This window comes from Hamadaea tsunoensis DSM 44101, assembly GCF_000428945.1.
Classification (GTDB): Bacteria; Actinomycetota; Actinomycetes; order Mycobacteriales; family Micromonosporaceae; genus Hamadaea; species Hamadaea tsunoensis.
This window is the reverse complement of sequence record NZ_AUAX01000017.1, coordinates 140,776-167,509: the sequence shown is the minus strand read 5'-3', so window position 1 is coordinate 167,509 and position 26,734 is coordinate 140,776. Positions and strand designations below refer to the sequence as shown.

General features: G+C 72.1%; 21 protein-coding genes. 15 read left to right on the top strand and 6 right to left on the bottom strand.

Features of this window, described 5'->3' with window-relative positions; all coding sequences use genetic code 11:
- Positions 1-139: 139 nt before the first annotated feature.
- On the bottom strand, positions 140-1,264 hold the full coding sequence (locus G401_RS53240) for a hypothetical protein (protein WP_157546238.1): 1,125 nt from the start codon (positions 1,262-1,264) through the stop codon (positions 140-142).
- Positions 1,264-1,782, bottom strand: a complete 519-nt coding sequence (locus G401_RS47940; protein ID WP_051367061.1) for a SigE family RNA polymerase sigma factor — start codon at positions 1,780-1,782, stop codon at positions 1,264-1,266. Before G401_RS47940 ends, G401_RS53240 begins: the two co-directional genes overlap by 1 nt.
- A gap of 320 nt (positions 1,783-2,102) precedes the next feature.
- Between G401_RS47940 and G401_RS53235 the strand changes: the two genes are divergently transcribed.
- The 3 genes from G401_RS53235 (at position 2,103) to G401_RS0123890 (ending at position 6,686) form a co-directional block, all read left to right on the top strand.
- Positions 2,103-4,808, top strand: coding sequence for a discoidin domain-containing protein (locus G401_RS53235; protein ID WP_051367060.1), 2,706 nt, complete (start codon positions 2,103-2,105; stop codon positions 4,806-4,808).
- Between the two features lie 64 nt (positions 4,809-4,872).
- The gene (locus tag G401_RS0123895; RefSeq protein WP_027344477.1) at positions 4,873-5,538 is read left to right on the top strand and encodes a TetR/AcrR family transcriptional regulator; all 666 of its coding nucleotides are present in this window, start codon (positions 4,873-4,875) and stop codon (positions 5,536-5,538) included.
- Positions 5,539-5,693: 155 nt separating this feature from the next.
- Positions 5,694-6,686: an NAD(P)-dependent alcohol dehydrogenase gene (locus tag G401_RS0123890; protein WP_027344476.1), complete on the top strand. Its 993-nt coding sequence runs from the start codon at positions 5,694-5,696 to the stop codon at positions 6,684-6,686.
- A 27-nt stretch (positions 6,687-6,713) separates the two neighbouring features.
- Here the strand turns inward: G401_RS0123890 and G401_RS0123885 are convergent, their stop codons facing one another.
- Entirely contained in the window at positions 6,714-7,355 is a 642-nt protein-coding gene (locus tag G401_RS0123885) for a TetR/AcrR family transcriptional regulator (protein ID WP_027344475.1), read from the bottom strand.
- Positions 7,356-7,441: 86 nt separating this feature from the next.
- Between G401_RS0123885 and G401_RS0123880 the strand changes: the two genes are divergently transcribed.
- The 4 genes from G401_RS0123880 to G401_RS47925 all read left to right on the top strand — a co-directional run bounded on the left by G401_RS0123880 (position 7,442) and on the right by G401_RS47925 (position 12,951).
- Positions 7,442-8,155, top strand: coding sequence for an SDR family NAD(P)-dependent oxidoreductase (locus G401_RS0123880; protein WP_027344474.1), 714 nt, complete (start codon positions 7,442-7,444; stop codon positions 8,153-8,155).
- A gap of 107 nt (positions 8,156-8,262) precedes the next feature.
- Positions 8,263-11,022, top strand: coding sequence for a S8 family peptidase (locus G401_RS57185; RefSeq protein WP_051367059.1), 2,760 nt, complete (start codon positions 8,263-8,265; stop codon positions 11,020-11,022).
- A 9-nt stretch (positions 11,023-11,031) separates the two neighbouring features.
- Positions 11,032-12,057, top strand: coding sequence for an alpha/beta fold hydrolase (locus tag G401_RS0123870; RefSeq protein WP_245601818.1), 1,026 nt, complete (start codon positions 11,032-11,034; stop codon positions 12,055-12,057).
- An 84-nt stretch (positions 12,058-12,141) separates the two neighbouring features.
- Complete coding sequence (locus G401_RS47925) at positions 12,142-12,951, top strand: methyltransferase family protein (protein ID WP_051367058.1); 810 nt, start codon at positions 12,142-12,144, stop codon at positions 12,949-12,951.
- Here G401_RS47925 and G401_RS0123860 read toward each other — a convergent pair.
- Positions 12,918-13,688, bottom strand: a complete 771-nt coding sequence (locus G401_RS0123860; protein WP_027344472.1) for a hypothetical protein — start codon at positions 13,686-13,688, stop codon at positions 12,918-12,920. The two genes, G401_RS47925 and G401_RS0123860, sit on opposite strands and share 34 nt — an antisense overlap.
- Positions 13,689-13,902: 214 nt before the next feature.
- Here G401_RS0123860 and G401_RS0123855 point away from each other — a divergent pair, with 214 nt between their 5' ends.
- From G401_RS0123855 to G401_RS0123845, 3 genes are read left to right on the top strand one after another with little or no spacing between them, the layout of a single operon-like run.
- The gene (locus tag G401_RS0123855; RefSeq protein WP_027344471.1) at positions 13,903-14,445 is read left to right on the top strand and encodes a PadR family transcriptional regulator; all 543 of its coding nucleotides are present in this window, start codon (positions 13,903-13,905) and stop codon (positions 14,443-14,445) included.
- A complete protein-coding gene (locus G401_RS0123850) occupies positions 14,442-15,128 on the top strand; it encodes an ABC transporter ATP-binding protein (protein ID WP_027344470.1) in 687 nt (228 codons plus the stop codon). Before G401_RS0123855 ends, G401_RS0123850 begins: the two co-directional genes overlap by 4 nt.
- On the top strand, positions 15,125-17,395 hold the full coding sequence (locus G401_RS0123845) for an ABC transporter permease (protein ID WP_027344469.1): 2,271 nt from the start codon (positions 15,125-15,127) through the stop codon (positions 17,393-17,395). Before G401_RS0123850 ends, G401_RS0123845 begins: the two co-directional genes overlap by 4 nt.
- Before the next feature lie 171 nt (positions 17,396-17,566).
- On the opposite strand, the gene G401_RS56120 is transcribed toward G401_RS0123845, so the two are convergent.
- Complete coding sequence (locus G401_RS56120; protein WP_157546235.1) at positions 17,567-17,788, bottom strand: hypothetical protein; 222 nt, start codon at positions 17,786-17,788, stop codon at positions 17,567-17,569.
- A 3-nt stretch (positions 17,789-17,791) separates the two neighbouring features.
- On the opposite strand from G401_RS56120, the gene G401_RS56115 reads away from it, so the two are divergent.
- From G401_RS56115 to G401_RS0123820, 5 genes are all read left to right on the top strand, one after another.
- Positions 17,792-17,968, top strand: coding sequence for a hypothetical protein (locus G401_RS56115; RefSeq protein WP_157546231.1), 177 nt, complete (start codon positions 17,792-17,794; stop codon positions 17,966-17,968).
- A gap of 129 nt (positions 17,969-18,097) precedes the next feature.
- Complete coding sequence (locus tag G401_RS53225) at positions 18,098-19,075, top strand: helix-turn-helix transcriptional regulator (RefSeq protein WP_169734244.1); 978 nt, start codon at positions 18,098-18,100, stop codon at positions 19,073-19,075.
- Positions 19,076-19,141: 66 nt separating this feature from the next.
- On the top strand, positions 19,142-19,660 hold the full coding sequence (locus G401_RS0123830; RefSeq protein WP_027344467.1) for a hypothetical protein: 519 nt from the start codon (positions 19,142-19,144) through the stop codon (positions 19,658-19,660).
- Positions 19,661-19,799: 139 nt separating this feature from the next.
- Positions 19,800-22,517, top strand: a complete 2,718-nt coding sequence (locus G401_RS58385) for a phospholipase D-like domain-containing protein (RefSeq protein WP_084557534.1) — start codon at positions 19,800-19,802, stop codon at positions 22,515-22,517.
- Positions 22,518-22,603: 86 nt separating this feature from the next.
- Positions 22,604-22,834, top strand: coding sequence for a helix-turn-helix domain-containing protein (locus G401_RS0123820; RefSeq protein ID WP_027344465.1), 231 nt, complete (start codon positions 22,604-22,606; stop codon positions 22,832-22,834).
- A gap of 83 nt (positions 22,835-22,917) precedes the next feature.
- On the opposite strand, the gene G401_RS0123815 is transcribed toward G401_RS0123820, so the two are convergent.
- Complete coding sequence (locus G401_RS0123815) at positions 22,918-26,724, bottom strand: LamG-like jellyroll fold domain-containing protein (RefSeq protein ID WP_027344464.1); 3,807 nt, start codon at positions 26,722-26,724, stop codon at positions 22,918-22,920.
- Positions 26,725-26,734: the final 10 nt, after the last annotated feature.

The following is a 26,734-nucleotide window of genomic DNA, read 5'->3' as shown; positions in this document are numbered from 1 at the left end:
GTCCTGATACTTAGGCACACGCCTAAGTATTGGGGCTGACCTCGCGACTGTCAACCGCGACTGTCAACAACGACGACGGGCCTGGACCAGAAAGCGCCCCCCACGACCTGGTCGCGGGGGGCGCTTCAGCGTTCGCCGGTCACCAGCCCGGCGGGTTCTTCCAGTTGTTCTGCGGCGCCCGGTCGCCCGTCGCGCCGCCCACGCCCAGTTCCGTCACGGTGATGTAGAGGTTGGTCGCGGGCCAACCTTCCGGAATGTGGACGGTGATGGTCACCGTCGCCGAGCTTCCGGCGGCCAGTCCCGCGTGCTGCGGGTAACTGGCGGTCGACAGCCGGCTGGAGTCCGTGACGAGGTACATGTTGGAGGCGTACGGCCCGTTGTTGACGACCTTGAACTTCAAGGTCCCGGTCCGCATGCCGTTCCGGGGCGCCTGCCACTGCGCGCTGACGACGCGGAGTTCCAGGTCGGTCGGCTTCGTGTGGATGCTGAACGCCTTCGGTCCGCTGATCTGGGCGTACGCGGTGCCGTTCCAGCCGTAGGTGCGGGTCTGGTGTATCTCGGTGGCCTTCGGCGCGTCACAGCAGGCGACGGTGTCGGAGATGTCGACGGCCACACCGCCGGCGGCGGCCGAAATGCTCCAGATGTAACCGTTCGCCAGTTCGCCCTCGGTCACGATCCCGCCGTGGGCGTCGCGGTCGAAGACCAGGACCCGGGTGGTGGAGACCTCGCCGATCGAGCAGTTCACCAGGGCTGCCGTCTCCAGGGCCGGGTCACTGTCGAGATTGGCGTACGCGACCGCGTAGATGCCGATCGACTTGGCGCCGGCGCGTACGGGCACGCCCGCCTGCCTGGTCATCCGCTGCTGGCCCGACGGGCAGCTCGCCCGCTGCGTCCACCGGGGGATGTCCACCTTCCCCGCGGTCAGCTGCGCGATCGTCAGCTGACCGTCCGGCGCCGCCGCTCCTGGATCCGTGGAGGATGCCGGGGCCGACGCGGCCGGCGACGCCACCGGGCTCGGCGAACCGGTCGCGGCCGGGATCGGCGGGGCTTGCGACCCCCGGCCGAGCGCCGCGTAGGCCGCCACCGGAACGGCGATCGCCAACGCGATCACCACGCCCAGCGCCGTCGCGCGTACTTTGCGGCGGTGCTGCACCTCACCGCGTACGGCGAGTGTGCCCGCGGGGCGAACGGAGGGCGCGACGGCCGCGCCGAACTCCGCGAAGGCACCCGACACCAGCGCGTCCTGCTCGAACTCGTCCATCATCAGATCCCCTTCTCGGTCAGCTGCCCGGCCAGCGCGGCCCGGCCGCGACTCAGCCACGACTTCACGGTTCCCTCGGGGGCGCCCTCCTGCTGTGCGATCTCCGCGACCGACAGCTGCGCCATGTAGTGCAGAACGACCGCCCGACGCTGCTGCGCCGGCAGTTTCGCCAGAGCCCGGACGAGGGCCACCCGGTCGGGGCTCGGCTCCGCCACCTTCTCCTCCCGCTGGCGGCGCAGGAAGTTCACCGCCGTCCGCTGCCGGCGGAACCGGCTCGTCGCGAGGTTCCAGGCGACGCGGCGTACCCACAGGACCGGGTCTTCGTAGTCGCGGATGCTTTTCCAGCGGGCGTACGCCCGGCAGAAGGCCTCCTGCACGACGTCCTGCGCCTCCGCGAGGTCGCCGAGGTAGGCGTAGAGCTGGAGGGTCAATCCTTGAAAACTCGCGGCGTACAGGTCGTCGAAGTCGTGCACCGCGCCCACCGCGCCGACGCCTGTCCGCGCCCGGACCCCGTCGGCCATCACTGTGTCCACACTGTCCTTCCTCCCCTGGTCGCGTCGGGCATGTCCCGCTCGCGAACACACCACGTGCGACCCGGCCCCCCGGTTGCAACCCAATTTCGCGTACGCCGATCTTGAGGTCTTGGTCCGGCATGGCACGAGATGGCAAAGCCTTGACACTCCCGCGGGACAGCCGTAGACATCGATGAATGGGAGAGCGCTCTCTCTCATCGCCCACACTGGCGTCCGGGCCGATGCACCGACCGCCGCCGTCCCGCGGTCACCGGGTGCGTCCGCCCCGGAGCCGTAAGCGCGCGCCCGCGCGCTGAAGGGAAGGCACCGTGTCTTTCATTCCGGGCCTCGTCCGGCCCCCCGCCCCACGGCAGACAGCGAGCAGGGCACGCTCCGCCCTGGCCGCGCTGACCCTGCTCGCCGCCGGCGTCCTCGTCGCCCTGACCGCCTCGGTCGTCGAAAGCCCGGCGGCGTACGCCGACCCGGCACCCCCGCCGCCGGCCGGCTGGACGACCGTTTTCAGCGACGACTTCGCCGGTCCGGCCGGATCCGCGCCGGCCGCGGCGAACTGGTTCTACGACATCGGCACCGGCTTCGGTACCGGCGAGAAGGAGCACACGACCAACTCCACCGACAACGTCTACCTGGACGGCAACGGCCATCTGGTGCTCAAGGCCGTCAACAGCGGCGGCACCTGGACCTCGGGCCGGATCGAGAGCACCCGCAGCGACTTCCAGGCCCCGCCCGGCGGCAAGATGGAGATGATCGCCTCGGTCCAGCAGCCCAACCCGGCCGGCGGCCTGGGCTACTGGCCGGCGTTCTGGGCATTGGGCGCCCCGATGCGTACCGGCGGGGGGTGGCCGCAGTCGGGTGAGATCGACATGATGGAGGACGTCAACGCGCTCAACGAGGCGTCGCAGACGTTGCACACCAGCGGTCCCAGCCCCGGCCACGCGCTCATCCCGTGCCCCGGCGCGGGTTCGAGCTGCCAGACCGGCTACCACACGTACGCGGTGATCATCGATCGCACCGACACGAACGCCGAGATCCTGCAGTTCCTCATGGACGGTGTCGTGGAGAGCACGATCACCGAGGCGTCGGTGGGCGTCGCGGCCTGGCAGGCGGCCATCGACCACGGCTTCTTCATCATCTGGGACCTGGCGATGGGCGGCAACTACCCCGACGGCATCCAGGGGTCGGCCACGCCGACGGCCGCCACGACCTCGGGCGGGACGCTGAGCGCGGCCTGGGTGGCGGTCTACGAGCAGGGCGGCAACTCCACGCCGACCGGCACGCCGACGGCGACCGGACAGGTCAAGGGCCTCAACGGCCTGTGCCTGGCCAACCAGAACTCGCTGAACGTCGCGAGCAACCCGATCAACGTCGTCGCCTGCAACGGCACGGCCGGCCAGGCGTGGTCGCCGTACACCGACGGCACGCTGCGGACGCAGGGCGGCTGCCTGGACGTCGTGGCGGCCGGCAAGACCAGCGGCACGCAGGTCGACTGGTATCCGTGCAACGCGTCCGCGGCCCAGGGCTGGACCAAGCAGGCCAACGGCACGCTGGTCAACCCGAACTCGGGGCTCTGCCTCACGGTCCCGGGCGCCAACACCGGTTCGCGGCTCGACATCGAGACGTGCACCGGCTCCGCGCAGCAGATCTGGACCCTGCCCGGCGGCGGCACCGGCAACACGGTCACCGTCACCAACCCCGGCAGCCGGACCGCCGCGGTCGGCACCGCCACCAGCCTGCAGATCGCCGCCACCGACTCGGCGAGCGGCCAGACCCTGACCTACGGGGCGACCGGCCTGCCCGCCGGGCTGTCGGTCAACCCCACGACGGGCCTCATCTCCGGTACGCCGACGGCCGCCGGAACGTCGAGCGTCACCATCTCGGCGCACGACACCACCGGGGCGAGCGGAGCGGCGACGTTCACGTGGACCGTCACCGGCGGCACGGGCGGGACGTGTGGCACGACCGATGTCGCGCTGCGCAAGCCGGTGACCGGTACGCAGGAGAACGCCGGAACCGCACCGGGCAACGCGGTCGACGGCGACACGGGTACGCGATGGTCCAGCGCCTTCTCCGACCCGCAGACGCTGACCGTCGACCTCGGACAGGCGTACCAGTTGTGCAAGGTGGTGCTGAACTGGGAGGCGGCATACGCGACGGCGTACTCCGTGCAGGTGTCCGCCGACAACGCCACGTGGACGACGATCTTCTCGACCACGACGGGAACCGGCGGGGTGCAGGCGCTCACCGTCACGGGTACCGGCCGCTATCTGCGGATGAACGGAACCCAGCGGGCGACCCAGTACGGCTACTCGCTGTGGGAGTTCGAGGCGTACGCCCAGTCCTCCGGTAGCGGCAACACGGTCACGGTCACCAACCCGGGCAACCGGACCGCCACCGTGGGGACGGCGACCAGCCTGCAGATCGCCGCCACCGACTCGGCCGGCGGGCAGACGCTGACCTACGGCGCGACGGGCCTGCCGGCCGGACTGTCGATCAACACCTCGACGGGCCTCGTCTCGGGTACGCCGACGGCCGCCGGGACGTCCACCGTCACGGTGACCGCCCAGGACACCACCGGCGCGTCCGGCTCGACCTCGTTCACGTGGACGGTGAGCCCGGCCGGCACCTGCGGCACGACGAACATCGCGCAGGGCCGGCCGGCGACCGCGTCGTCCCAGGAGAACGCGGCCTTCCCCGCGGCCAACGCGGTCGACGGCAACGCCGGTACGCGGTGGTCCAGCGCCTTCGCCGACCCGCAGTGGCTGCAGGTCGACCTCGGTTCGACGCAGTCGATCTGCAAGGTCGTGCTGCAGTGGGAGGCCGCCTACGGCAAGGCGTACCAGATCCAGACGTCGCCCGACGGGACGACCTGGACGAGCATCTACAGCACCACGACCGCGGCCGGTGGTACCCAGACCCTGAACATCACGGGCAGCGGCCGGTACGTCCGGATGTACGGCACCACCCGCGCCACCCAGTACGGCTACTCGCTGCTCGAGTTCGGCGTGTACGCGGGCTGAACGCGCCACGGGTGCCCCGTCGCGGACGCGGCGGGGCACCCGTCTTACCTTGTAAGCTGGCTGCGTGTCGAGGCCTGCCCTGAGCCGGGACCGGGTGCTGCGGGCCGCGGTCCAGCTCGCCGACTCCGGCGGCATCTCCGCCGTCACGATGCGCCGCCTCGCGGAGGAGCTGGGCGCGGAGGCGATGTCGCTCTACCACCACGTGGCCAACAAGGAGCAGGTCCTCGACGGCGTCGTCGACGTGATCGGCGCGGAGATCAACGAGGCCGCCGCGCGCGTGACGCTGCCGAGCCGGGGCGACGACTGGAAGAAGGCGGCCCGCGTGCACATCCTCGCCGCGCGTGAGGTGCTGCTGCGCCACCCGTGGGCACCGGGGGTGATCGAGTCCCGGAAGAACGCCAGTCCGGCGGTCCTGCTGCACATGGACGCCCTCGTGGGGATCATGCGCGACGGCGGCTTCTCGAACGACCTGTGCCATCACGCCATGCACGCGCTGGGCAGCCGGGCACTGGGCTTCAGCCAGGAGCTGTTCGATCCCGGCGGCGGCCCGACGACCGGTGAGCCCGATCCGGTCATGGTGGCCATGGCCGCGCGCCTGCCCCATCTTGTCGGCATGTTGTCCGAGGTGGCGCACGACGACCCCGAATCGACCATAGGCTGGTGTGACGACCAGACCGAATTCGAGTTCGGGCTGGACATCGTCCTCGACGGCCTCGATCGGCTGCGCTGACCGACTGCGCCGACCGGCTGCGCTGATCTGACCGCGCCGATCTGACCGCGCGCCGAGTCAAGGCTGCGCCGATTTTCCGCCGACCCCTTGACCGTTCTTACGGCGTAAGGCTACCTTACAACGTAAGACTTACAACGTAAGGTCAGGAGTGCTCGATGAAGGCGTACCTGCTCCGCACGTACGGACCGCCGGAGAATCTGCTGCTCAGCGACGTTCCCACCCCGACACCCGCGGCCGGCGAGGTCCTCGTGCGGGTCCGGGCGACGTCCATCAATCCCTACGACTGGCACCACATGCGCGGCGAGCCGCTCGCCGCCCGCTTCACCCCCGGCGGCTTCGGCAAGCGCCGGCCGCTCCAGCCGATCATCGGCTGCGACCTGGCCGGCGTCGTCGCCGCCACCGGCCCCGGCGTCACGCTCTTCCAGCCCGGCGACGAGGTGTACGCGCTCGTCAAGCACGGCGCGTACGCGGAATTCGCCTGCGTACGCGAGGACCTGCTGGCGGCGAAGCCGAGGCGGCTGAGTTTCGAGGAGGCGGCGGCGTACCCGATGGCCGCGGTGACCGCGCTGCAGGCCGTGCGCGACGATGCCCGGCTGACCGGCGGCCGGCGGCTGCTGGTCAACGGCGCGTCCAGCGGGATCGGCACCTTCGCCGTCCAGCTGGCCCGGGCCGCGGGCGCCGAGGTCACGGGCGTCTGCGGCGGCCGCAACGCCGACCTCGTCCGGGGCCTCGGCGCGGCCACCGTCATCGACTACCGGACCGAGGACTTCACGAAGGTCGCCCGCGATTTCGACGCCCTGCTGGACATCGCCGGAAGTCCAAGGGTGACGGCCGCCCGGCGCACACTTCGTCCACAAGGGACGTACGTGGTGATCGGCGGCAAGGCCGGACGCTGGGTACGGCCGATGGACCACATGATCGGGGCGACCCTGATCGGCAGGTTCGGTACGCGGCGCGTCGTCATCACCGACACGCACATCGGACCGTCCAGCGCCCGGAACCTCACCGAACTGGCCGGGCTCACCGACAGCGGCGAAGTGACACCGGTGATCGACCGCGCGTACGCGTTCGCGGAACTGCCGGCGGCGATGCGCTACGTCGAGGCGGGCCACGCCTCCGGCAAGGTCGTCGTCACCGTCGCCGCCTGACCGGGCCGGCCGGCTTGTTCCGGGCCCTTACGCCGGGGGCGCGGCCATGATGCGGGCGAGCTGTTCCGGGGTGAGCCCGGGAACGCCCACCGGATGCGCCGCCCCCGCCCGCAGGCCGTCGAGGAAGAACCCGAGGCACCGCCGCCACACCTGCGGCGCCACGCCCGCCGTCTCGCGGATCACCTGCGACATCGACCAGATCAGCGCGGCGTAGTCGGCCGCCTCGAAGTCCGCCCGCAGCTGCCCGCTCTCCTTCGCCCTCGCCACCAGCCTTTCGATGTACGCGAAGCAGCGGTGGCAGGCTTCCACGACCTCCGGTGACAGCGGTACGCGTTGCGCCAGCGCGTCGTTGAGGCCGCGGTCCTCGGCGTGCAGCGCGAACAGCGCCTCGGTGAAGGCGGCGAATCCCGACCACGGGTCCGGGTCGGCAAGCGCCTCCTGCGCGGCGGCGTCGAGGACGGCCATCCGGGGCGGGAAGATCGCGTCGAACAGGTCATCGCGGGCTGGGAAGTGGTTGTAGAGGGTGCCGATGCTGACGCCGGCGCGGCGGGCGATCTCTTCGAGCGGGGCGTCCAGGCCGCGCTCGGCGAACACCTCGCCGGCGGCGGCGAGCAGCCGGTCGCGGTTGCGGGCGGCGTCCGCGCGCAGCGGCCTGGTTCCGGTGGTCACGCCCACCATCCTACAAAGTTGAGGGCTCCCTCAGGTTCATGCTACGGTCGGCTTAATCTGAGGACCCCCTCAACTTAGGAGGAACCGTGGGAACGCTGGCTGTCTTCGGTGCCGGACCCGGGCTCGGCCTGTCCATCGCACACCGCTTCGGCCGGGAGGGGCACCGGGTCGCGCTGGTGTCGCGTACGGCGGAGCGGCACGAGGGATATCTCGCGTCGCTTGCCGCACAAGGCATCGAGGCCGCCTCGTTCGTCGCCGACGTCCGCGACCCGGGCCGGCTGGCCGCCGCGGTCGACGCGATCACCGAGCGGTTCGACCAGCCGGAGATCGTGTACTACGGCCCGGCCGCGCTCGAACCCGACCGGATGCCGGCCGGCATCGAGAAGTCCGACAGCGAGTCCGTGCGGGCGGCGATGAGCTGGGTGTACGCGGCGGTCGACCTCGTCGGCGCGGTGCTGCCGGGCATGCTCGAACGGGGTGACGGCGGGCTGCTGTTCGCGGGCGGGCTCAGTTCCGTGCTGCCGATGCCGGCCCTCGGCAGCCTGGCCCTCTCCTCTGCCGCCCTGCGCAACTACGCCGTGACGCTGCACGCCGCGCTCGCCGACCGTGGCGTGTACGCGGGCACGCTGACCATCGGCGGCCTGATCGAGCGCGGCGACATCCACCGGTTCATGAGCGCCCGGCCGACCGCGGGCCTGCCGGTGCTGGACCCCGATGCGCTGGCCGACGCCGCCTGGGACCTGTACGCCCGGCGCGATCGGGCGGAGGCCGTCTTCAACGTGCTGACAACCCAACCCTGAGACCGGCATACCCGACAATCCGGTCATCTGGCCGTACCATCAGCCGAGATCTCCACGGCGACCGTCTTCCAACGCCACTCCCGTGGACGCGACCGGAAGAGGGCCCGATGAAGATTTCCCGAACCGTACGGCGTCGCCCCTGGTGGGGAGCCGGCCTGCTCCTCGTGGCGGCCGTGGGCCTGGCGGCGGCCGGTGGGCCGGTCGCCGCCGGCGCACCGGCGACCCACGGCACCATCATCGGGGCCGGCAGTCCCCACGCCATCCCTGGCAGTTACATCGTCGTCCTGAAGCCCTCCGGCTACGGCGACACCGTCGAGGAGGTGGCGCGATCACTGGCCCGGCAGTACGACGCCCATGTCGACCGGATCTTCACCGCGGCCGTCCGAGGGTTCGCGGCCACGATGAGCGCCGAGCACGCGCTGGCGATGACCGGCGCGCCGGATGTGGCGTACATCCAGCAGAACCAGGAGATCCGCGTCGACGCGACCCAGGCCGCTCCGCCGTCGTGGGGCCTGGATCGCATCGATCAGCGGCGGCTTCCGCTGGACGGCGCGTACAGCTATGCGACGACCGCGGCCAACGTGCACGCCTACGTGATCGATACCGGTATCCGGTTGAACCACACCGATTTCGGCGGCCGGGCCGTCAAGGGGGTCGACGAGATCACCCCCGGCGGCAGCGCGGACGACTGCAACGGCCACGGTACGCACGTCGCCGGCACGATCGGCGGCACGACGTTCGGCGTCGCCAAGGGCGTGTCGCTGGTGGCGGTCCGGGTCCTCGGCTGCACCGGCACGGGTTCGACGGCGAGCGTGGTCGCCGGCGTCGACTGGGTGACCGCGCACGCCGTCAAGCCGGCGGTGGCGAACATGAGCCTGGGAAGCTCCGGCGACTCGGTGCTGGACGCGGCCGTCGGCAACTCGATCGCGTCCGGCATCACCTACGTGGTCGCGGCGGGCAACAGCGACGTCGACGCCTGCGGCGACTCACCCGGCCGCCTGCCGGCCGCGATCACCGTCGGCGCCACCGACCGCAACGACAACCGGGCGAGCTTCTCCAACTTCGGTTCCTGCGTCGACCTGTTCGCGCCCGGCGTCGCCATCACCTCGGCGTCGATCGCCGGCACGTCCGCGTCCACCGTCCTCAGTGGTACGTCGATGGCGTCGCCGCATGTGGCCGGGGCCGCGGCGCTGGTGCTGGCGGACAACCCCGCGTTCACCCCCGCCCAGGTGTCGGCGAAGGTGCTCGGCAACGCCACGCCGAGCCTGGTGGTCGGCCGCGGCAGCGGCTCGCCCGATGTCCTGCTCTACACGGGAACCACGCCCACGCCGCCGCCCGCGGCCGACGACTTCGACATCCAGGCCGGCCTGGTGGTCACCTCGCCGGGCGGGACGGGGACGACAGCGGTCCGGCTGCCGATCACGGCGGGCGCGGCGCGTACCGTGATGCTGTCCGCGGCCGGCCAGCCCACCGGCGTGACCGCCGCCTTCAGCCCCGCCACCCTGCCCACCGGCGGCTCGTCCACCGCCACGTTCACCGCCGCCGGCAGCGTGGTCGCGGGCCGCTACGCGATCACGATCATCGCGACCGGAACGGTCACGCACGCCCTGAGCGAGACCCTGGTCGTGAGCGACAACAAGGGCACCTACTACCCGGTCACCCCGGCGCGGATCCTCGACACCCGCAGCGGCCTGGGGACCTCCCCGGCAGCCCCCATGGGACCGCAGTCGACGATCAGCCTCCAGGTCACCGGCCGGGGCGGCGTCGCGGCCTCCGGCGTGTCGGCCGTGGTCCTCAACGTGACCGCGACCGGCGCGACCGCGTCGAGCTTCCTCACCGTGTACCCCGCCGGCCTCCCCCAGCCCACCACCTCGTCGCTCAACCTGGTCCCCGGGTGGACGGGCGCCAACTCCGTCACGGTCGCCCTGGGGTCCGGCGGCAAGGTGAACATCTACAACCACGCGGGCAGTACGCACGTGATCGCCGACGTCGTCGGCTATTACGCCGCCGACAGCACCGTCGCCGCCACCCGGGGGACCGGCGGCGAGTACCAGCCCGTCATCCCGGGCCGGATCTTCGACAGCCGTACCGGTCCCGGCACCAGGCTGGCCGCCGGCGAGGCGGTCTCGGTCGGCGTCGACTTCGGCGCGGACACCAATCCGCACATCCGCGCGCTGGTGGTCAACGTGACGGCCGTCAGCCCCTCGGCGGACGGCTTCCTGACGACCTGGAACGACACCGGCGTCCGGCCCGGCACGTCGACCTTGAACTACAAGGCCGGTGACGTCGCCGTCCCCAACATGGCCATCGTGCCGGTGGGAACGTGCTGCGGCGGCTACCCCTCGATCGCCGTCTACACCCTGGCCGCCTCGCACGTCATCGTGGACGTCATGGGCTTCTTCGACGACAGCACCCTGGGCGGCCTGCGGTTCAAGGCCCTGACCCCGGTACGCATCGCCGACACCCGCCAGGGGGATCCGGTCCCGGCATTGGGGCCCGACACCACCGCCACCGTGACCGCGCCCGGCTCGGTCGCGACGGCCGGGACCGAAGGCCTGGCGCTGAACGTGACGGCGGTCGCCCCGACGGCGTCGACCTTCCTGTCGGTGTGGCCGAGCGGCATCGCGGGCGTCGGCCGGCCCGACGTCAGCAACCTCAACCCGGCCCAGGGCCAGATCATCCCGAACGCCGTGTACACCCTCATCGGGCCGGCCGACGGCTTCAACGTCTACAACCGGGCCGGTCGTACGGACGTGCTGGTGGACGTCGTCGGCACGTTCCGGAACCCGGCGGTCGCCGGCGGGACGTCCACGGCGACGCGAGCGGCGGCCCCCGGCTTCGCGATCCGACACGCGCACCAGCCCTAAGCTGATGTTGTGGGGCAGCGCGTCGCCATGACCAGATCCTCGGCCGGTACGCGGATCGCGTACGCGGTCACCGGATCGGGGCCGCCGCTCGTCTACGTGTCCGGCTGGCTGAGCCACCTCGAACTCAGCTGGGCGCTGCCGGCCGAGCGGGCCTTCTACGAGGCGCTCGCCGACGGCCGGACGCTCATCCGGTACGACAAGCCCGGCTGCGGGCTGTCGGACCGAGCGGCTGACTCGGCGTACACGATGGTGGAGGAGCTGGCCGCGCTGCGGGCGGTGGTCGCGGCGAACCGGTTGGACCGCTTCGATCTGATGGGGGTGTCGCTGGGCGCGGCGGTCGCCGCGGCGTGGGCGGCGGACCAGCCGGAGTCGGTGTCGCGGCTGGTGTTGTACGGCGGTTGGGCCCGCGGCCGGGACGTCGCCGCGCCGGAGTTGCAGCGGCACGTGATCGGCCTGGTACGCCAGCACTGGGGGCTCGCCTCGGACCTGCTGGCGGACCTGTTCGCGCCGGACGCCGACGCCGGTACGCGGACCGCGTTCACGCGCTATCAGCGGGAGTCGGCCAGTGCCGGGACCGCGTGCGCGATGCTGGCGCTGGCTTACCAGGTGGATGTGGGCGAGCTGCTGGCCCGCATCGGGGCGCCGACGCTGGTGGTGCATCGCGACGGTGACCGGGCGGCGCCGGTCGCCGAGGGCCGGCGGCTGGCCGACGGCATCGCCGGTGCGCGGTTCGAGACGGTGCCGGGACGGTCGCATCTGCCCTACATCGGTGACGTGGCGCCGCTGACGAGCGCGGTGCGCCGGTTCCTCGGGCTGCCGGGGCGCCACCGCGGCGGGGCGCCGACGCTGACCTCCCGGCAGCGCGAGGTCGCGGCATTGATCGCGCAGGGGTGCACGAACCGGGAGATCGGCGAGCGGCTCGGCATCGCGGAGCGGTCGGCCGAGGCGCACGTCGAGCGGATCCGCTACCGGATGGACTTCCGGTCGCGGGCCCAGATCGCCGCCTGGTACGTCGCGACCGCCGGCGGGAACTGAGCCGCCGGCGGGAACTGAGCCGCCGGCGGAAACTGAGGTATTTTCCCGCCTGCCCCCGGCACCCGGCCTCGCGACGATGGGGGCATGCGTACTTTCTCCCGCCTCGCCATCGCCGGGTACGCGGTCGTCGCGTACGGGGCCTTCGTGCTGAGCGCCGTCTGGGCGGCCGGTTTCCTGGCCGACCGGGGCGCGCCGACGTCCGTGGACGGGCCGGCGACCCGGCCGGCCTGGGCGGCGCTGGCCGTCGACGCGGCGCTGCTGCTGGCGTTCGCCGTCCAGCACACGATCATGGCCCGGGCCGGATTCAAGCGGTGGCTGACCCGGGTCGTCCCGCGGGCCGCCGAGCGCAGCACGTTCGTCCTGGTCGCGAGCCTGTTACTACTGGCGACGTTCGTCTGGTGGCAGCCGGTCCCCACCGTCCTGTGGCAGGTCGCGCCGCCCTGGTCGATCATGATCTGGCTGCTGTACGCGGCCGGCTGGGCCCTGGTCGTCTGGTCGACGTTCATGGTGGACCACGCCGACTTCCTCGGCCTGAAGCAGGCGTACCGGCACCTGCGCCGGGCCCACTACGAGCCGCCGGGATTCTCCGAGCGGTGGCTGTACCGGTGGATCCGCCACCCGATGATGCTCGGGCTGGTCGTTGCGTTCTGGGCGGCGCCCCGGATGACCGTCGGGCACCTGTTCTTCGCGGTCGCGTCGACGGCGTACATCGCGGTCGGCATCCGGTTCGAGGAACGGGACCTGCGGGCCGATCTGGGCGCCGAATACGAGCGGTACGCGGCGCGCGTACCGGCGGTGGTGCCGTCGCTGCGGACGAACGCGGCGCCCTCCTCCCCCGAGCCGGAGGGCGCCCCGTTCGTTCAGGCCCGGCGTACGCCGAGGGTGCGACCGTAGACGATGAGGAAGACGGTCGCGTGCACGAACATCGAGGTGGTGACCGCGAACGCGAACGCGGGCAGCCATTGGTGGAACATGAACTGGTCGTCGACACCAAGCCCGCCGTGCGTGAACCCGCCGAACAACGCCGCCGGCACGGCCAGCAGTCCGGCGAGCCAGGACAGGACCCGGCTGCCGCGCCGGGCCAGCACGACGCTCGCGCCGACGAACAGGGTCCCACCGAGCGCCCACAGCGACAGGTCGATCACGTCGGCGTGGACCAGCCAGCCGTGGTACGCGTAGTCGCCCAGCCAGATCACCAGCGCAGCACCGAAGGTCCACGGCGCCACGAGCCACGGCGTCACCAGCCGCGTGAGCGGCGCGGTCAGCCGGGCCGCCAGATATCCGAGCCCGATCGCCAGCACCAAGCTGGCCACCCCCACCCAGGCGTGCCGGCCGATGGTGTCGTCCGCCAGGAACGAGACCCACCGGACGGCGATCACGAAGTACGCCTGCGGCAGCGCTCCGACGACCAGCAGCGAACCGAGGACCGCCGGGATGACGCGTACCGCGGAGAAGGGGCGTGGGCCGTCGGGGCCGGCGGCCGCGAGGCTGGCCGCGAACCGCATCTTCCGCCAGGCGCTCGGCACGGCGGCGAGTTCCGCCCGCCACTCCGCGCGCATCTCCGCGCGGGTCTCCGCCGGCCAGCGGCGGGCGGTGGTGTCGAGCATTCCGTCGCACAGCCAGCCGATCATGCCGTCACCTCCTTCGAGTTCACGGCGGCGACGCCGCGCCGGGTGCTCTCGTGCAGTTCCGCGAGGGCCTGCCGGGCGGCGGCCAGGCCGTCGGCGGTCAGCCGGTAGTACGCCCGCGCGGGGCGAAATCTCGGGGTCGACTCAGGGTCATGTCGGGGGCAACCCTGCTACCTGGGTATGCGCTCCGCGTATACGCTCAGCGCATGGTGATGACATGAGCGTTCCACTGACGCTGCTCGGGCTGCTGGACCGCGCGCCGAGTCACGGTTACGACCTCAAACGCCACTACGACACGCTGTTCGGCAACGACAAGCCGCTGTCGTTCGGCCAGGTCTACGCGTCCCTCGGCCGGCTGACCCGCGACGGGCTCATCGAGTCCCGGGCCGAGCCGGGCGACGGGCCGGACCGCAAGAGCTACGCGATCACCGACGCCGGCCACGGCCAGGTGGCCGAGTGGCTGGGCGAGCCGGTCGAACCGGCGCCGCACCTGCAGACGGTCCTGTTCGTCAAGGTCGTGCTGGCCCTGCTGCTCGATCGCGACGCGGCCGGCTACCTCGACCTGCAGCGCCGCACGCACCTGGCCCGGATGCGCGAACTGACCGAGATCAAGCGCACCGGCGGGCCGGCCGAACTGCTCCTGGCCGACTACGGCCTCTTCCACCTGGAGGCCGACCTCCGATGGATCGATCTGACCACCGCCCGGCTGGGCACGCTCGCGGAGACCGTGAGAATCGCGGAAACGGGGAAGAACGCATGAGCACGAACATGTTGATCGAAGCGGTGGACGTGCACCGGTCCTTTGGCACGACGCCCGCCCTGACCGGGGCCAGCGTCGCCGTCGCGGCCGGCGAGGTCGTCGCCGTGATGGGCCCGAGCGGCTCGGGCAAATCCACCCTGCTGCACTGCCTGGCCGGCATCTACCTGCCCGACAGCGGTGAGGTCCGGTTCGACGGGTCCCGGGTGGACGGTCTGAACGACACCGCGCGCACCCGGCTGCGGCGTACGGCGTTCGGGTTCGTGTTCCAGTTCGGCCAGCTGGTCCCCGAACTGACCGTCGCCGACAACGTCGCCCTCCCGCTGCTGCTGGGCAAGGTCCGGCGCAAGGAGGCGTACGCGCGGGCCGAGGAGTGGCTCGACCGGCTGGGCCTTTCCGGGCTCGGCGGGCGGCGTACCGGCGAACTGTCCGGCGGGCAGGCGCAGCGGGTGGCGATCGCGCGGGCCCTGGTGACCAGGCCGCGGGTGCTGTTCGCCGACGAGCCGACCGGCTCGCTGGACTCGCTGACCGGCGAGCAGGTGATGGACGAGCTGATGAACGTCGTGCGCGCCGAGGGCACCGCCGTGGTGCTGGTGACCCACGACGCGCGGGTGGCCTCGTACGCCGACCGCGAGATCATGGTGCGCGACGGCAAGGCCCTGACGGTCGGGGCGGTGGGACGATGATCCGCCTGGGCGTACGCCTGTCGCTGCGCAGCGGCGGCGAGTCCCTGATGCGCCTGCTGGCGACGGCGGCCGGGGTCGCGATCGGCGTGACCGTGCTGCTGGCGGTCGTGGCGGACTTCCACGCGTTCCAGACGACCGTGCAGCGCCCGTGCTGGGAATGCACGCTGGGTACCGAGGTCACACCCGGCACGGTCGAGTCCGGCGACGGCGCGGAGCTGTGGCGGCTGTCGACGGACTACTTCGCCGACCGGCAGGTCGAACGGCTCGACGTGGCGGCGCTCGGCTCCCATCCGCCCCTCATCCCCGGGTTGTCGCAGCTGCCGGCGGCCGGCGAGTTCACCGTCTCGCCCGCGCTGTCCGATCTCCTGGCGCACACGGCACACGACCAGCTCGGCGACCGGTTCCCGGGCCGGCAGACCGGCGTACTCGGTGACGACGCGCTGTCCGCACCGGACGAACTGGTGATCGTCATCGGGCACACACCCCGGGAACTGGCCGCGATGACCGGAGTCCAGCGGGTCACCGCCGTGCGTACGCAGGCCGACACGTTCGGCACGACCACCATGTACCAGTTCGGGTTCGGGCTGGCCGCGATCGCGCTCACTCTGCCGATCATGGTTCTGGTCGCGACCGCGACCCGGCTCGCCGCCGCCCGTCGCGAGGAGCGCTTCGCCGCGATGCGCCTGGTCGGTACGACCAACCGCCAGATCAGCGTCATCGCGTCGATCGACGCCGCCCTCGGGGCGGTCCTCGGCACCGCCGTCGGGGTCGGGCTGTTCCTGCTCGTCGAACCCTGGCTGGCCACCGTGTCGATCACGGGAGCGCCGTTCCTGCCCCGCTACGTGACCCCGACCGGCTGGGGATACCTGGCCGTGGTGATCGGCGTACCGGTGGCGTCGGTCGTCGCCGCGCTGTGGTCGTTGCGCCGCGTCCGGGTCTCGCCGCTCGGCGTCACCCGCAAGGTCACCCCGCGGCCCCCGCGGGCCTGGCGGATCCTGCCCCTGCCCGTCGGTGCCGCGCTGTTCATCGGCGGCCTCGCCGCCGGCGGCGACAATCCGTCCGAGGCCCTGATCTATCCGAGCCTCATCGTCATCATGCTCGGGCTGGTCATCGCCGGCCCGTGGCTGACCATGGTCGCCGCACGCCTGCTCGCCGCCGTCTCCGGCAGCGCCTCGGCGCTGCTGGCCGCCCGCCGGCTGGGCGGGGACCCGAAGGGCGCCTTCCGCACCGTCAGCGGCCTGGTCCTCACCGTCTTCCTCGGCACCGCCATCGCGGTGCTCATGCCGAGCCTGCTCACCCAGCCGAACACCGGCGGCGACCCGGCGCTGCGCGACGTCCTGCGGGTGGGCTACGGCCTCGCCGGCCCAGGTCTGTCCGCACAGGACGGTGCCACCGTCGTCGACACCATCAGCGGGTACGCCGGGACGACGGTCATCCCGATGTACCGGCTGCCCGACGACCAGCTGCCCGAGATGGGGCCGGGCAAGGAACCACCGGACCCGCGAAAGATCTACGACTCGGTCGTGGACTGCACGGCGCTGGCGAGGCTTCCCGTCCTGGGCCGCTGCGCGGCTGGTCAGCAGCAGGTGAAGGTGATGTCGGGCGGCCTGTTCGTCGACAACCCGTCCGCCGTCCGGCTGCCCGCGGTCGACGCGACGAATCCGGGCTTCACCGGCGACGTGCGAACGCTGCGGCTGGGCACTCTGCTGGTCGCCGCCCCGGATGCGGCCACCCTGGAACGGGTCCGCACCTTCCTGACCGTGCACGCCCCCTGGTCCACCCCCCTCGGCATGACCCCGGCGCAGATGGTCGGCAACGCGTGGTTGCCCGCGACCTTCGGTGAGATCTCCGACCTGCGGGCCGGCGCGTACGACGCACTCGAACGGATCGCGTACGGGGCGGTCGGCCTGACCCTGCTCATCGCCGCGTGCAGCCTGGCGGTCAGCTCGGGGGCCGGCATGGTGGAACGGCGGCGCCCCTTCACCCTCCTGCGCCTCACCGGTACGCCGATGTCCGGCCTGACCCGGGTGGTGCTCCTGGAATCGTTGCTGCCCTTGGTGTCCGCCGCGATACTGGCGGCCGCGACCGGCTACGTGCTCGCCGCCGTCGTGGTGGACACGCTCGGCAAGAAGTCCGGGATTCCGCTGCCGGGCGGCGCGTACTTCCTGGCGACGGGGGGCGGGCTGGTGCTGTCGCTCGCGGTGATCTGCTCGACGCTGCCGCTGCTGCGGATGCTCATCCGCACCGACACCGCCCGATTCGAATAATCACCACCTCCCCTTCTCGACGATCTTGCGCGAATGTCCCAAATTTCGCGGCGAATGCCCGGAATGCCGGTACATTCGCGCAAGATCGCGGGGTGGTCGTCCGACCAGCGTCCGGACGCGGGCCGGCCTGGGTCACACCGGTCAGCGCGGCGGCCCGCTGCGCGAGGGCGGTCAGGTCGGCGTCGGCGTACGCGGCGGCGTGCGGGTAGACCGGCACGCTCGTCGAGGCGATGATCCCGCGTACCTCGTCCGGCAGCTGACGACCGGGGTCTTGGCGTCGTCGGCGAGCGCCGCGGGGGCGGCGACCGTGGGGGCGGCCACGATCAGGGCCAGGGCGACGACACGGAGTCGCCGAAGCCCGCAGGGGCGGAGTGCGCGCCGGTAAGGTGCCATGTCATGGACGATCTGACGTTGGACCGGCTGGTCGCGCGGACCCTGGTCGACGAGTACGACTGGGATGACGAGGAGGCCGACGAGGCCGTGGCCGCGTGGCGCGACAGCGGCGCGGACGGCGGCTGGGACGTGGCCGCGATCGCGGAGAGCATCCACCGGGAGTCCGAGGACGACGACTGACCCGGCGGCCCGGAAAAGCCACGTACGCAGCTTCTTTGCGGGATCCCGCAGTCCTCGGCAACGGTTTGGACAGGTTTCTTGTCGATGCCTCGATCACCGTGGTCTCATGGGGCCGAGCGGGGAGGTCGCATGCAGGGTGTCAGCAGGGATTCGGTGGTCCTCGGCGCCTCGATACCGTCGTTGGTCCGGTGGGGCGTGTCCGCGGACGCCGACCTGATCTTCCGTACGCTGCGTACGCTCGGCCGGCAGTCGCCGTCGATGCTCGGGCGGAGCCTGGGCATCCCCGCGCGGCGGGTCGACGACGCGCTCGCCGAACTGCGCAGCCTGCAGGCGGTCGCGCTGACCCGCACCGGTGAGTGGTACGCGAGTCCGCCCGACGAGGTGATCGCCGGCCTGGTCCGGCCGCGGCGGCCGCACAAGACCGAGCTGATCCCGGCGCCGGAGGTGATCCGCGAACTGGGGCCGGGGCTGCGGCATCTCAGCCGGGCGGCGACCCGGCACCGGCTGGCGTCGCTGGTGGAGATGGAGCGCCACGAACATCTGGTCGTGAATCCGGAGGTGGTCTTCGAGGTCGCCTCCACGCAGGCGGCCGCCCCGCTCGACCGCAGCCTTCTCGATCGGGGCATCGCGGTGCGGGAGCTGACGGCCGTCGGCAACATCGCTCCGGAGAGCGCCGGAACCGGGCCCTGCGTACAGCAGCGCGAGGCCGAACGCGTACCGATGAAATTGATCATCATCGACCGGCGGGTGGCGCTCTTCCCCGTCGACGCCCACGACTACGACCGCGGCTACCTGGAGGCCACCGAGGACGCGGTCGTCGCCTCGCTGTGCCTGCTGTTCGAGCAGCACTGGGGGCAGGCCCGGCCGATCGCGGTGCCGGCCGGGCCGCCGCTGTCGCTGTCGCATCGCGAGCAGCGCCTCGTCGACCTGCTCTCCGCCGGCCACACCGACGCCGGAGCCGCTCGGCAGCTGCGGGTCAGCGAGCGTACGGTGTCGTCGATCCTGCGGCAGCTGATGGACCGGCTCGGCGTGGACAACCGCTTCCAGCTCGGCCTCGTTCTCGGCGCCCGCGGCGCCACCTACATTCCGCCGGCACCCGGCCGCTGACCCGCACCGCCCCGCACCGGCGCCTGGCGGTACCGCCGCGCATCCGATCCGTTCAAGGGGAACACCATGAGACGAACAGCCGTACACGGGGTCGCCGTCCTGGCGCTCGCGGCCGCCGTGGGACTCGGCGCCGCGCCGGCGGCCGCCGATCCGTCCACGTGGGACCGTGGCCAGCCCACCGTCTGCGCCGCCGGCGACTACACCGCCTTCTCCTACGACGACGAACTGTCGGCGCTGTCGCTGTCCGGCCGGGTCACGCCGTGCGGCCCGGCCGCCCCGGCCGGCGACGCGGCCTGGGGGCTCGTCCGCTACACGAGCAGCCGCGCGACCGAGGGGCGCCTCGGCTACTACAGCGGGCTGGACACGAAGTCGTTCGCCTACGTGCTCTTCGGGAACTTCAGCCCGTTCACCGCGGTCTGCCTGGCCGCCGCCCCGGGTACGCGACTGGCCTGCGTCTCGCTGACGCCGCTGCCGGGCGGCGGCGAGAGCGTGGCCCGGATACCGGTGGACGATCCGCGGGTTCTCGTGCCGTACGTGGCCACGCCGTCGCGCGGGCCGAACCCGAGCTGCTTCACCTGCGTGTAGTTCGGGCGGGCGCTGCCGGAGGTGTGCGGGTTCCCGCAACCTCGCCGCGGCCGGTCCCTCGTCGCGGCGCGGCCTGGTGTCCTGCCCCCGACCATGCCGTACCGCGTGGGCGGCCCGGCCGGACCCGGAAGGAAACCCCATGAGATCACCATTCCCGCGCCGCCGCGGCCGGGTGAGGGCCGCGCGCCCGATCCCGGTCGTCTGGGCCGGCGTCCTCCTGGCGCTGGCGACGGCATCGGCCGCGAGCCTCGCGCCGGCGGCCGCCACCGCGAACACCACCAGCGTCAGCAGCGGCACGGTCAAAGTGCTCTTCCTCGACCCGGACCTCGACCCGGTCACCGACACCGGTACGCCCGGCGTCTCCGACTACCTCGACCCGGCGTCGAACAAGGGGACGTACGAGGACAACGGCTTGCTCGACGAGCTCAACGCACTGGTCGGGGCGGCCGCGTCCGGTTCGACGATCTACGGCTCGGTCTACACCGACACGAGCACGTCGCTGGTCACCTCGCTGGTGAACGCCTCGGCGTACGCGACGGTGAACCTCGTGGTCGAAGCGTGCCCGGACGGTGTCGGCAGCGCCTGTACGCCGTCCAGCGGAGTGCAGAGCCTGATCACCGCAGCGGCGACGCATCCCGGGCTGCACGTGACGCAGTGCCGGCACTCGTGTTTCGGCGCCGACGGCATCGACCACAACAAGTTCTGGGTGTTCGGCGCGCTGACCGACGGGCGTACCGATCTGGTGGTGCAGACGTCGTACAACCCGACCTCGCCGCAGAAGCAGATGTTCAACAACCTCGTCGAGGTCACCGGCAACACCGCGCTGGCGGCCGGCTACCGGGCCTACTGGAACCGGCTGGCGGCCGGCGCGACCCAGTACGAGACGGGCGACCTGAACGCCGGGGCGCAGCGCGTCTGGTTCTTCCCCCGCAACGTCGGCTCGGCCGCGGAGAACAGCGAGATCGCCGCGGTGTGGGGCACGACGGCGTACAAGGATCTGGTGGCGGCCGCGATCGACGACGTCACCTGCCCCGGCGGCACCGTCAAGGTCGCGATGTGGGACTTCGACGACGCCCGTTCGGACATCATCGACGCGCTGGCGAAGAAGGCCGACGCCGGCTGCACGGTGCAGGTGGCCACCGGCGAGCACCAGGACGGACTGGCCGCGCTGGGCGACCGGGGCGTCTCGGCGTACGCGATGTCCCCGGGCGGCTGCCGCGATTCGTGGTTCGCCCATTCCGGCGGCGACCGGGACTGCGAGGACGGTGCGATCCACTCCAAGTTCCTGCTCGTCAACGGCGTCTCCCGGAAGGACGGCGCCGCTCATTCCTATGTGTACACCGGGTCGGAGAACTACACCGACGGGGCGCTGCGCAAGAACGACGAGGCGATGATGCGGCTGTCCGACGCCGCCGTCTACAACGGCTACAGCGCCGCCTTCGACCGCATCGTGACCGCGGCGGTGAAGATCTCGCCGTCGGCGTACCCGGCGGCGCGGTTCGGCACGGTCAACACGGTCGCCGCCGGCAACCAGCAGGAGCCTGCCTCGGCCGCGTACGTCGACGCCGCCGGACATCACGTGGTGTACGTCGCGTACGACTCCGACGCGTACTCGGCCGGGCGGGACGAGGTGTGGCTCGCGAGGTACGTGGACGGCGTACAGAGCTTCGACCTTCCCGTCCGCGGGCCGTACACGAATCCGCCGGGGCAGACCACGACGTCGTTGTGCCGCACGAGCGGCAGCGGATCCACATGGGACTTCCGCAATCCGTCGGTCGGCGTCGACGCCGCCGGCAACGCCGTCGTCGCCTGGCAGGACGACAACGACGGCAACGGCTACTACGACCTGACGGCCTGCCGGATCACCGGGACCGGAACGCTGAAGAAGGCCGCCTACACCCTCAACGGGCAGCACGACGGCCAGCAGACCAGCCCCGTCCTCGCGGTCACCGGCGACGGCCGGTTCGCGGTCGCCTGGGCCGACACCTCCGACAACCTCACCCCGCAGACCCACACCATCCGGTACGCGGCGTTCAGCGCCACGGACGCGAAGCTCACGCCGACCGGCGCCGACGGCTACGACGTGCTCGTGGCCGGCGGAACGGCGGGGGCGTACGCGAGCCCGGCACTGTCGGTCAACGACAGCGGGCAGGCCGTGATCGCCTGGGCCGACGACGCCGACGGCAACGGCAGCTACAACATCCGCGCCAAGACCGACGGGCTGGCCGGTTCCTTCACCGCCGCCGCGATCGCGCCCAACGCCGGCTACACCACCGGACAGCAGACCGCCCCCGCGGTGGCGATCGCCCCGTCCGGCCTCTGGTACGCCGCCTGGCAGGACGACCACGGCTGTGTCTCCGACGCGGCGCTGGCGGCGGGAGCGGCGTACCGGCAGCTGGTCTGCGTACGCGCCTACGATCCGGGCAACGTGGCGCGCTTCGCGCCGACCCCGGTCAGCGGCCCCTTCTACGAGCTCGCCGCGGGTGCCGCCGGGCCGGCTGTCGTGAGTGCCGACGTGAGCGCGATGGCCGGCCCGCAGAGCGATCCCGCGATCGCGGTGGACGCGGCCGGCGACGCGGTGGTCGCGTGGACGGAGGCGCCCGGCAGCACCGGTATCGCCGGGTACGCCGACGGGCTCGACGTGTGGGCGCGGGGCATCGATCCGGACGCGAAATTCGCCACGGGCTTCGTCCCGGGCCGGTTCGCCGAGAACCGGCTGAGCGTGTGGACCGCCAACGACGAGGACCAGCCGGCCGTCGCGGTCGGCGCGGACGGCCTGTTCGCCGTCGCGTACGCCGATGACTGGGACGGCAACGGCAGCACGCAGTTGCGTCTGCGCAGCGGTTTCCCCGACTGACCCGCGCCGGCCGGGTCGCCGTGGCGGCCCGGCCGGTCTCGGCCGATCATCAGACCGGCCCGCGAGGGCCGACCCAGGAGGGGTCAGTGACCGATTTCGACCTGTCACCCCGCGAGCGGCGCCTCGTCGAGCTGCTCGCCGACGGGCACACCGACGCGAGCGCGGCGCGGCAGCTGCACATCAGCGAGCGGTCGGTCTCCACCATCGTGCGCTCGATGATGGACCGGCTCGGTGTGGACAACCGCTTCCAGCTCGGTGTGGCGCTCGGCGCCCGGCGGCTCGCGCCGGAGCCGCCGAGGGAGGACCCGCCGGGCTGAGCCGTGAGTGGCAGGGGTGGACCGAGGGCGAAGGGCGGTCCCGTGCGGAGCCGCCCTTCGCCGTTGCGGTCACACCCGCGGCGTCAGCCCAGGCGCCACCGCTGGGCGCTGGTCGCGTTGCAGGTGTAGAGCTGGAGGCTGACGCCCGGGGTCGTGCTGCCCCACGGCACGTCCAGGCACATGCCCAGGGCGCTGAAGGACTGCGCCGCGGGGTCGTAGTCCCAGATCTGCGCGGCCGTGCCGTTGCACGCCCACATCTGGATCAGCGTCCCGGCGGCCGCCACCGAGTTCTTGACGTCCAGGCATCTGCCGTTCACCTTCAGCGTCCGGCCGGCCGGATCGTAGGTGAACCGCTGGGCGTCCGCGGTCGTGCTGCACGCCGCCGTCACGACCCCGCCGGCACCGTTGGAGTCCGCGGCGCAGGTGCTCGTGCCGTCCATCCGCAGCGTCGCCGTACGCGTCCCGTCGACGGTCAGCACCTTGGCCGGTACGACGACGCCGGCGAACACCCGGACCTCGTCGACGTCGCCGGTGAGCCGGTCGGCGACCGCACCGACCCACTTCGACCGGCCGATCGCGAACCTGCCGGTCGTGGCGAACATCCGGCACGAGGCCGTGCTCTGCAGGACGTCGTTGAGGTACAGCTGGATCTGGCCGGCGTTCGCGTCGTACACGCCGACGAGGTGCTGCCACACGTTGAGGTCGGCCGCGCCCACCGTGTTCTTGCTGAACGCGTCCACCATGGACAGATTCGCGTCGTCGCTGGTGAGGCAGGTGAACGCCCACTTGCCCGTGCCGCCGCCCTGGTTGGCGTACCGCAGGTGGAAGGCGCTGTACTGGTTGCCGTCCTGGCTCGCGATGACCGAGTTCCACGTCGGCATGGCGGTGTAGCGTACCCACGCCGACACGGTGAACGACTGGTCGGTGTTGACGACCGGGCCGGCGGTCTCGGCGTAGCCGGTGCCGTCCAGGTGCAGGCCGGTGCCGTTCTGGCCGGAGCCCGACGGCGGCACGTTGGCGTTGGGGACGAAGGTCAGGTCCCGCCCGTACGCCGAGGAGTCCGTCGCCGGGCCCTTGCCGGGCTCGCCGAAGTGCCACTCGCCCACGTCGCCGGCGTCCGCCGCCACCGCCGCCTCGTTGGCGGTGATCACGCGGTCCCACACCTGGACATCGCCGATGCCGCCGGGCCAGAAGTCGGTGGACGCCCCGTTCCACCGGCTGCGGCCGACGGTGAACTTCCCGGTCGCGTTCCACGGTGTGGCGGGCGAGGCGACGGCGGCGGCCTTCTGGCCGTTGACGTAGAGGGTGGCCGTCTTCGCCGCGGAGTCGTAGACGCCGACCAGGTGCGTCCAGGTGTTCGCGCGGGCGGCCGGTCCGGCGGCGGTGGCCGCCGCCGGACTGGTCGCGTCGGCGGTGGGCAGGTCGAACTGCCAGCACGTGCAGCTCTTGGCGAACTGCAGCTGGAAGCCCGACGAGGTGGTGCCGTCCTGGCTGAGGGCGGTGTGCGCGGCGTTCGTGTCGGCGACCTTCACCCAGGCCGCCACGGAGAAGCTGCGGCTGGTGTCGACGACCGGCCCGGCCGTGTACGCGAAGTTCGTGCTCGCTCCGGTCAGCGCCAGCACGGTCTGGCCGTCGGGTACCCGGCCGGCCGCGCCGAGGGTGCCGCCGTTGAGGGTGGCGTCGAACGTGCCCGGGTTCTGGGCGTTGACCAGGCCGCTGTACGGGTCGTCCAGGGTCCATTCGGCCTTGGCGGGCCGCGGGAGCTGGACGGTGAACTGGAACGGCGTGGAGCTGTTGTCCTTGATCCGGCCCGCCCGGTCGATCGCCTTGACCACGAGGTTCTGCTGCAGGGTCGCGCCCTCCGGCGGGGTCCAGGAGACGGTGACCGGGTCACCGGGCCGGGTCGCCCACACCTCCTGATTGGCGGTGCCGAAGCCCCACTGGTAGTGGGTGACGTCGGGCGAGCTGCGGAAGGTGAAGGTGCCGGTGCGCCCGATCTCCCCGCAGGCCGAGCAGCCGCCGGTGTAGAGGTCGCCGGTGACCGTGGGGACCACCGGGTCGGTCAGGTCGACCTCGAACTCGCAGTTGCCCGGCAGGTTCGTCACCGGTCCGACGCCGCCCTTGCCGTAGTCGTTGGCCTGCGCGCGGAAGGCGTAGATCCCGCCGTCGGCGAGCGCCGGCGCGGTCCAGTAGCCGCGGGTGCCGTTGGAGACCCAGTCCTGGTAGCCGGAGACCGCCGCGCCGTCGAACGCCGTGCCGCCCCACTTCTGGGCGCCCAGCCACAGCTGCATCTGGTCACCGTCGGGGTCGTGGGCGACGGCGGACAGCTGCGGGGTGGCGGTCGGCACGACCGGCCGGTTCACGCCCTGCGCGCAGGCGTGCCCGTCGACCTGCAGCCCGTCGGGGACGGTCGGCGGATCGTCGTAGTCGATCGCGAGCCGGGCGGTGGAGGCGTCGAACCGCTTCCACTGGTTGATGTCGCCCTCGTTGTCGGCTCGCAGGGCCAGGCCCAGGTACCAGCCCCAGCCGGCCGCCGCGTCGTGGGTCCACGAGGTCACGTCGAACTCGTCGTCGCCCGGTCCCGAGCACCCGTACGCGCTGTCGGCCCGCCGGCTCGCCCACGCGGTCGTCGACTCGTACCAGCGGAACTTGTTCCAGTCGTTGGAGTAGTTCCAGGTGAGGTTGGAGAAGTTCTCCCAGTTGCCGACGTTGTCGACGTGCCACAGCTTCGCATTGCTGGCCGGGCTGCACGTCCACGAGTGCACCTGCTTGATCAGGAACGACGCCTTGGTCACGTTGTGCCCGCGTACGCCGCTCAGGTCGAGCTGGAACATGGAGCGTACGACGTAGCGGCTGCTCAGGCAGTTGCCGTTGCTGTCGAAGTCGCAGACCTGGCCGTGGCCGGCGCTGCCCTTGGTGGCGGCGCTGTCCAGCGACAGCCCGGCCGACTCCGGGTACTTGCTCATGACGATGGCCCAGTTGTTGTTGCGCAGGCCGCCCGACCATGAGGGGTCGATGCTGACGGGGTAGACGGTGTCGGCGGCGTCCAGCATGGACTTGTCCGGGACGACCGAAAGGACGCCCCTGGCCGCCTTCACCGGCATCGCGACCCGCTTGGACTGCCTGCCGGGGGCGGCAGCCGGGCCCTGAGTACCCACAGTGGACGACGAGTCCCACATCTGCGGCGCGGGCGAGGTGAACACGGTGGTGCCGCCGTCGTCCTTGGCTTCCAGGCCGCCGTCCGCGGCGCTGGTCGTGACGCCCTGGGTCACCAGGCCGAACTTCACCTCGGCGAGGGCGGGGTGCCGGGCGGCGGCCCGGGACTTGACGACGAGTACCTCGGAGAAGCCGGTCGCCGTGGCGGTCACCCGCAGGTCGACACCCGGCAGGACTTCGGGATAGGTGGCGCTGTCAGCGGACAGCACCGGCGTGGGCAGGGCCCCGCCCGGCCAGGTGATGGCGAGCTGCTTGTCGCCGGACCGGACGGTGGCCAGCGGGCCGGTGCCGCCGCCGGAGAACGTGACCGGCAGGGCGCCGGCGCGCGGGCCGACGGTGCCGTCGGGACGCGCCGCGAGCGTGGTGTCGACCGCGGTCCACGAGCCGTCGGGCCGGTGGGACCACTGGGGCAGCACCGATTCCTCGGTGGTGAACCCGCCGCCGGGCTTCGCGAACGTCTGGCTGGTCTCGGTACGCAGGCCGAGAATCTCCACGCGGTGCCCGCAGGCCACGGCGGTGCTCACGGCGGCGGCGGTGTCTGGTCGGGTGTCCACACACGATCCCGCCGCCGGGGCGGCGGCCGAGCCGGCCGCCGCCCCGAACGGGGTGAGGGTGGCGGCGAGCAGGAGCGCGCCGAAGCGGGCCGCCTGCCTGCCGCCGGGGATGGATCTCACTGTTGCGGTC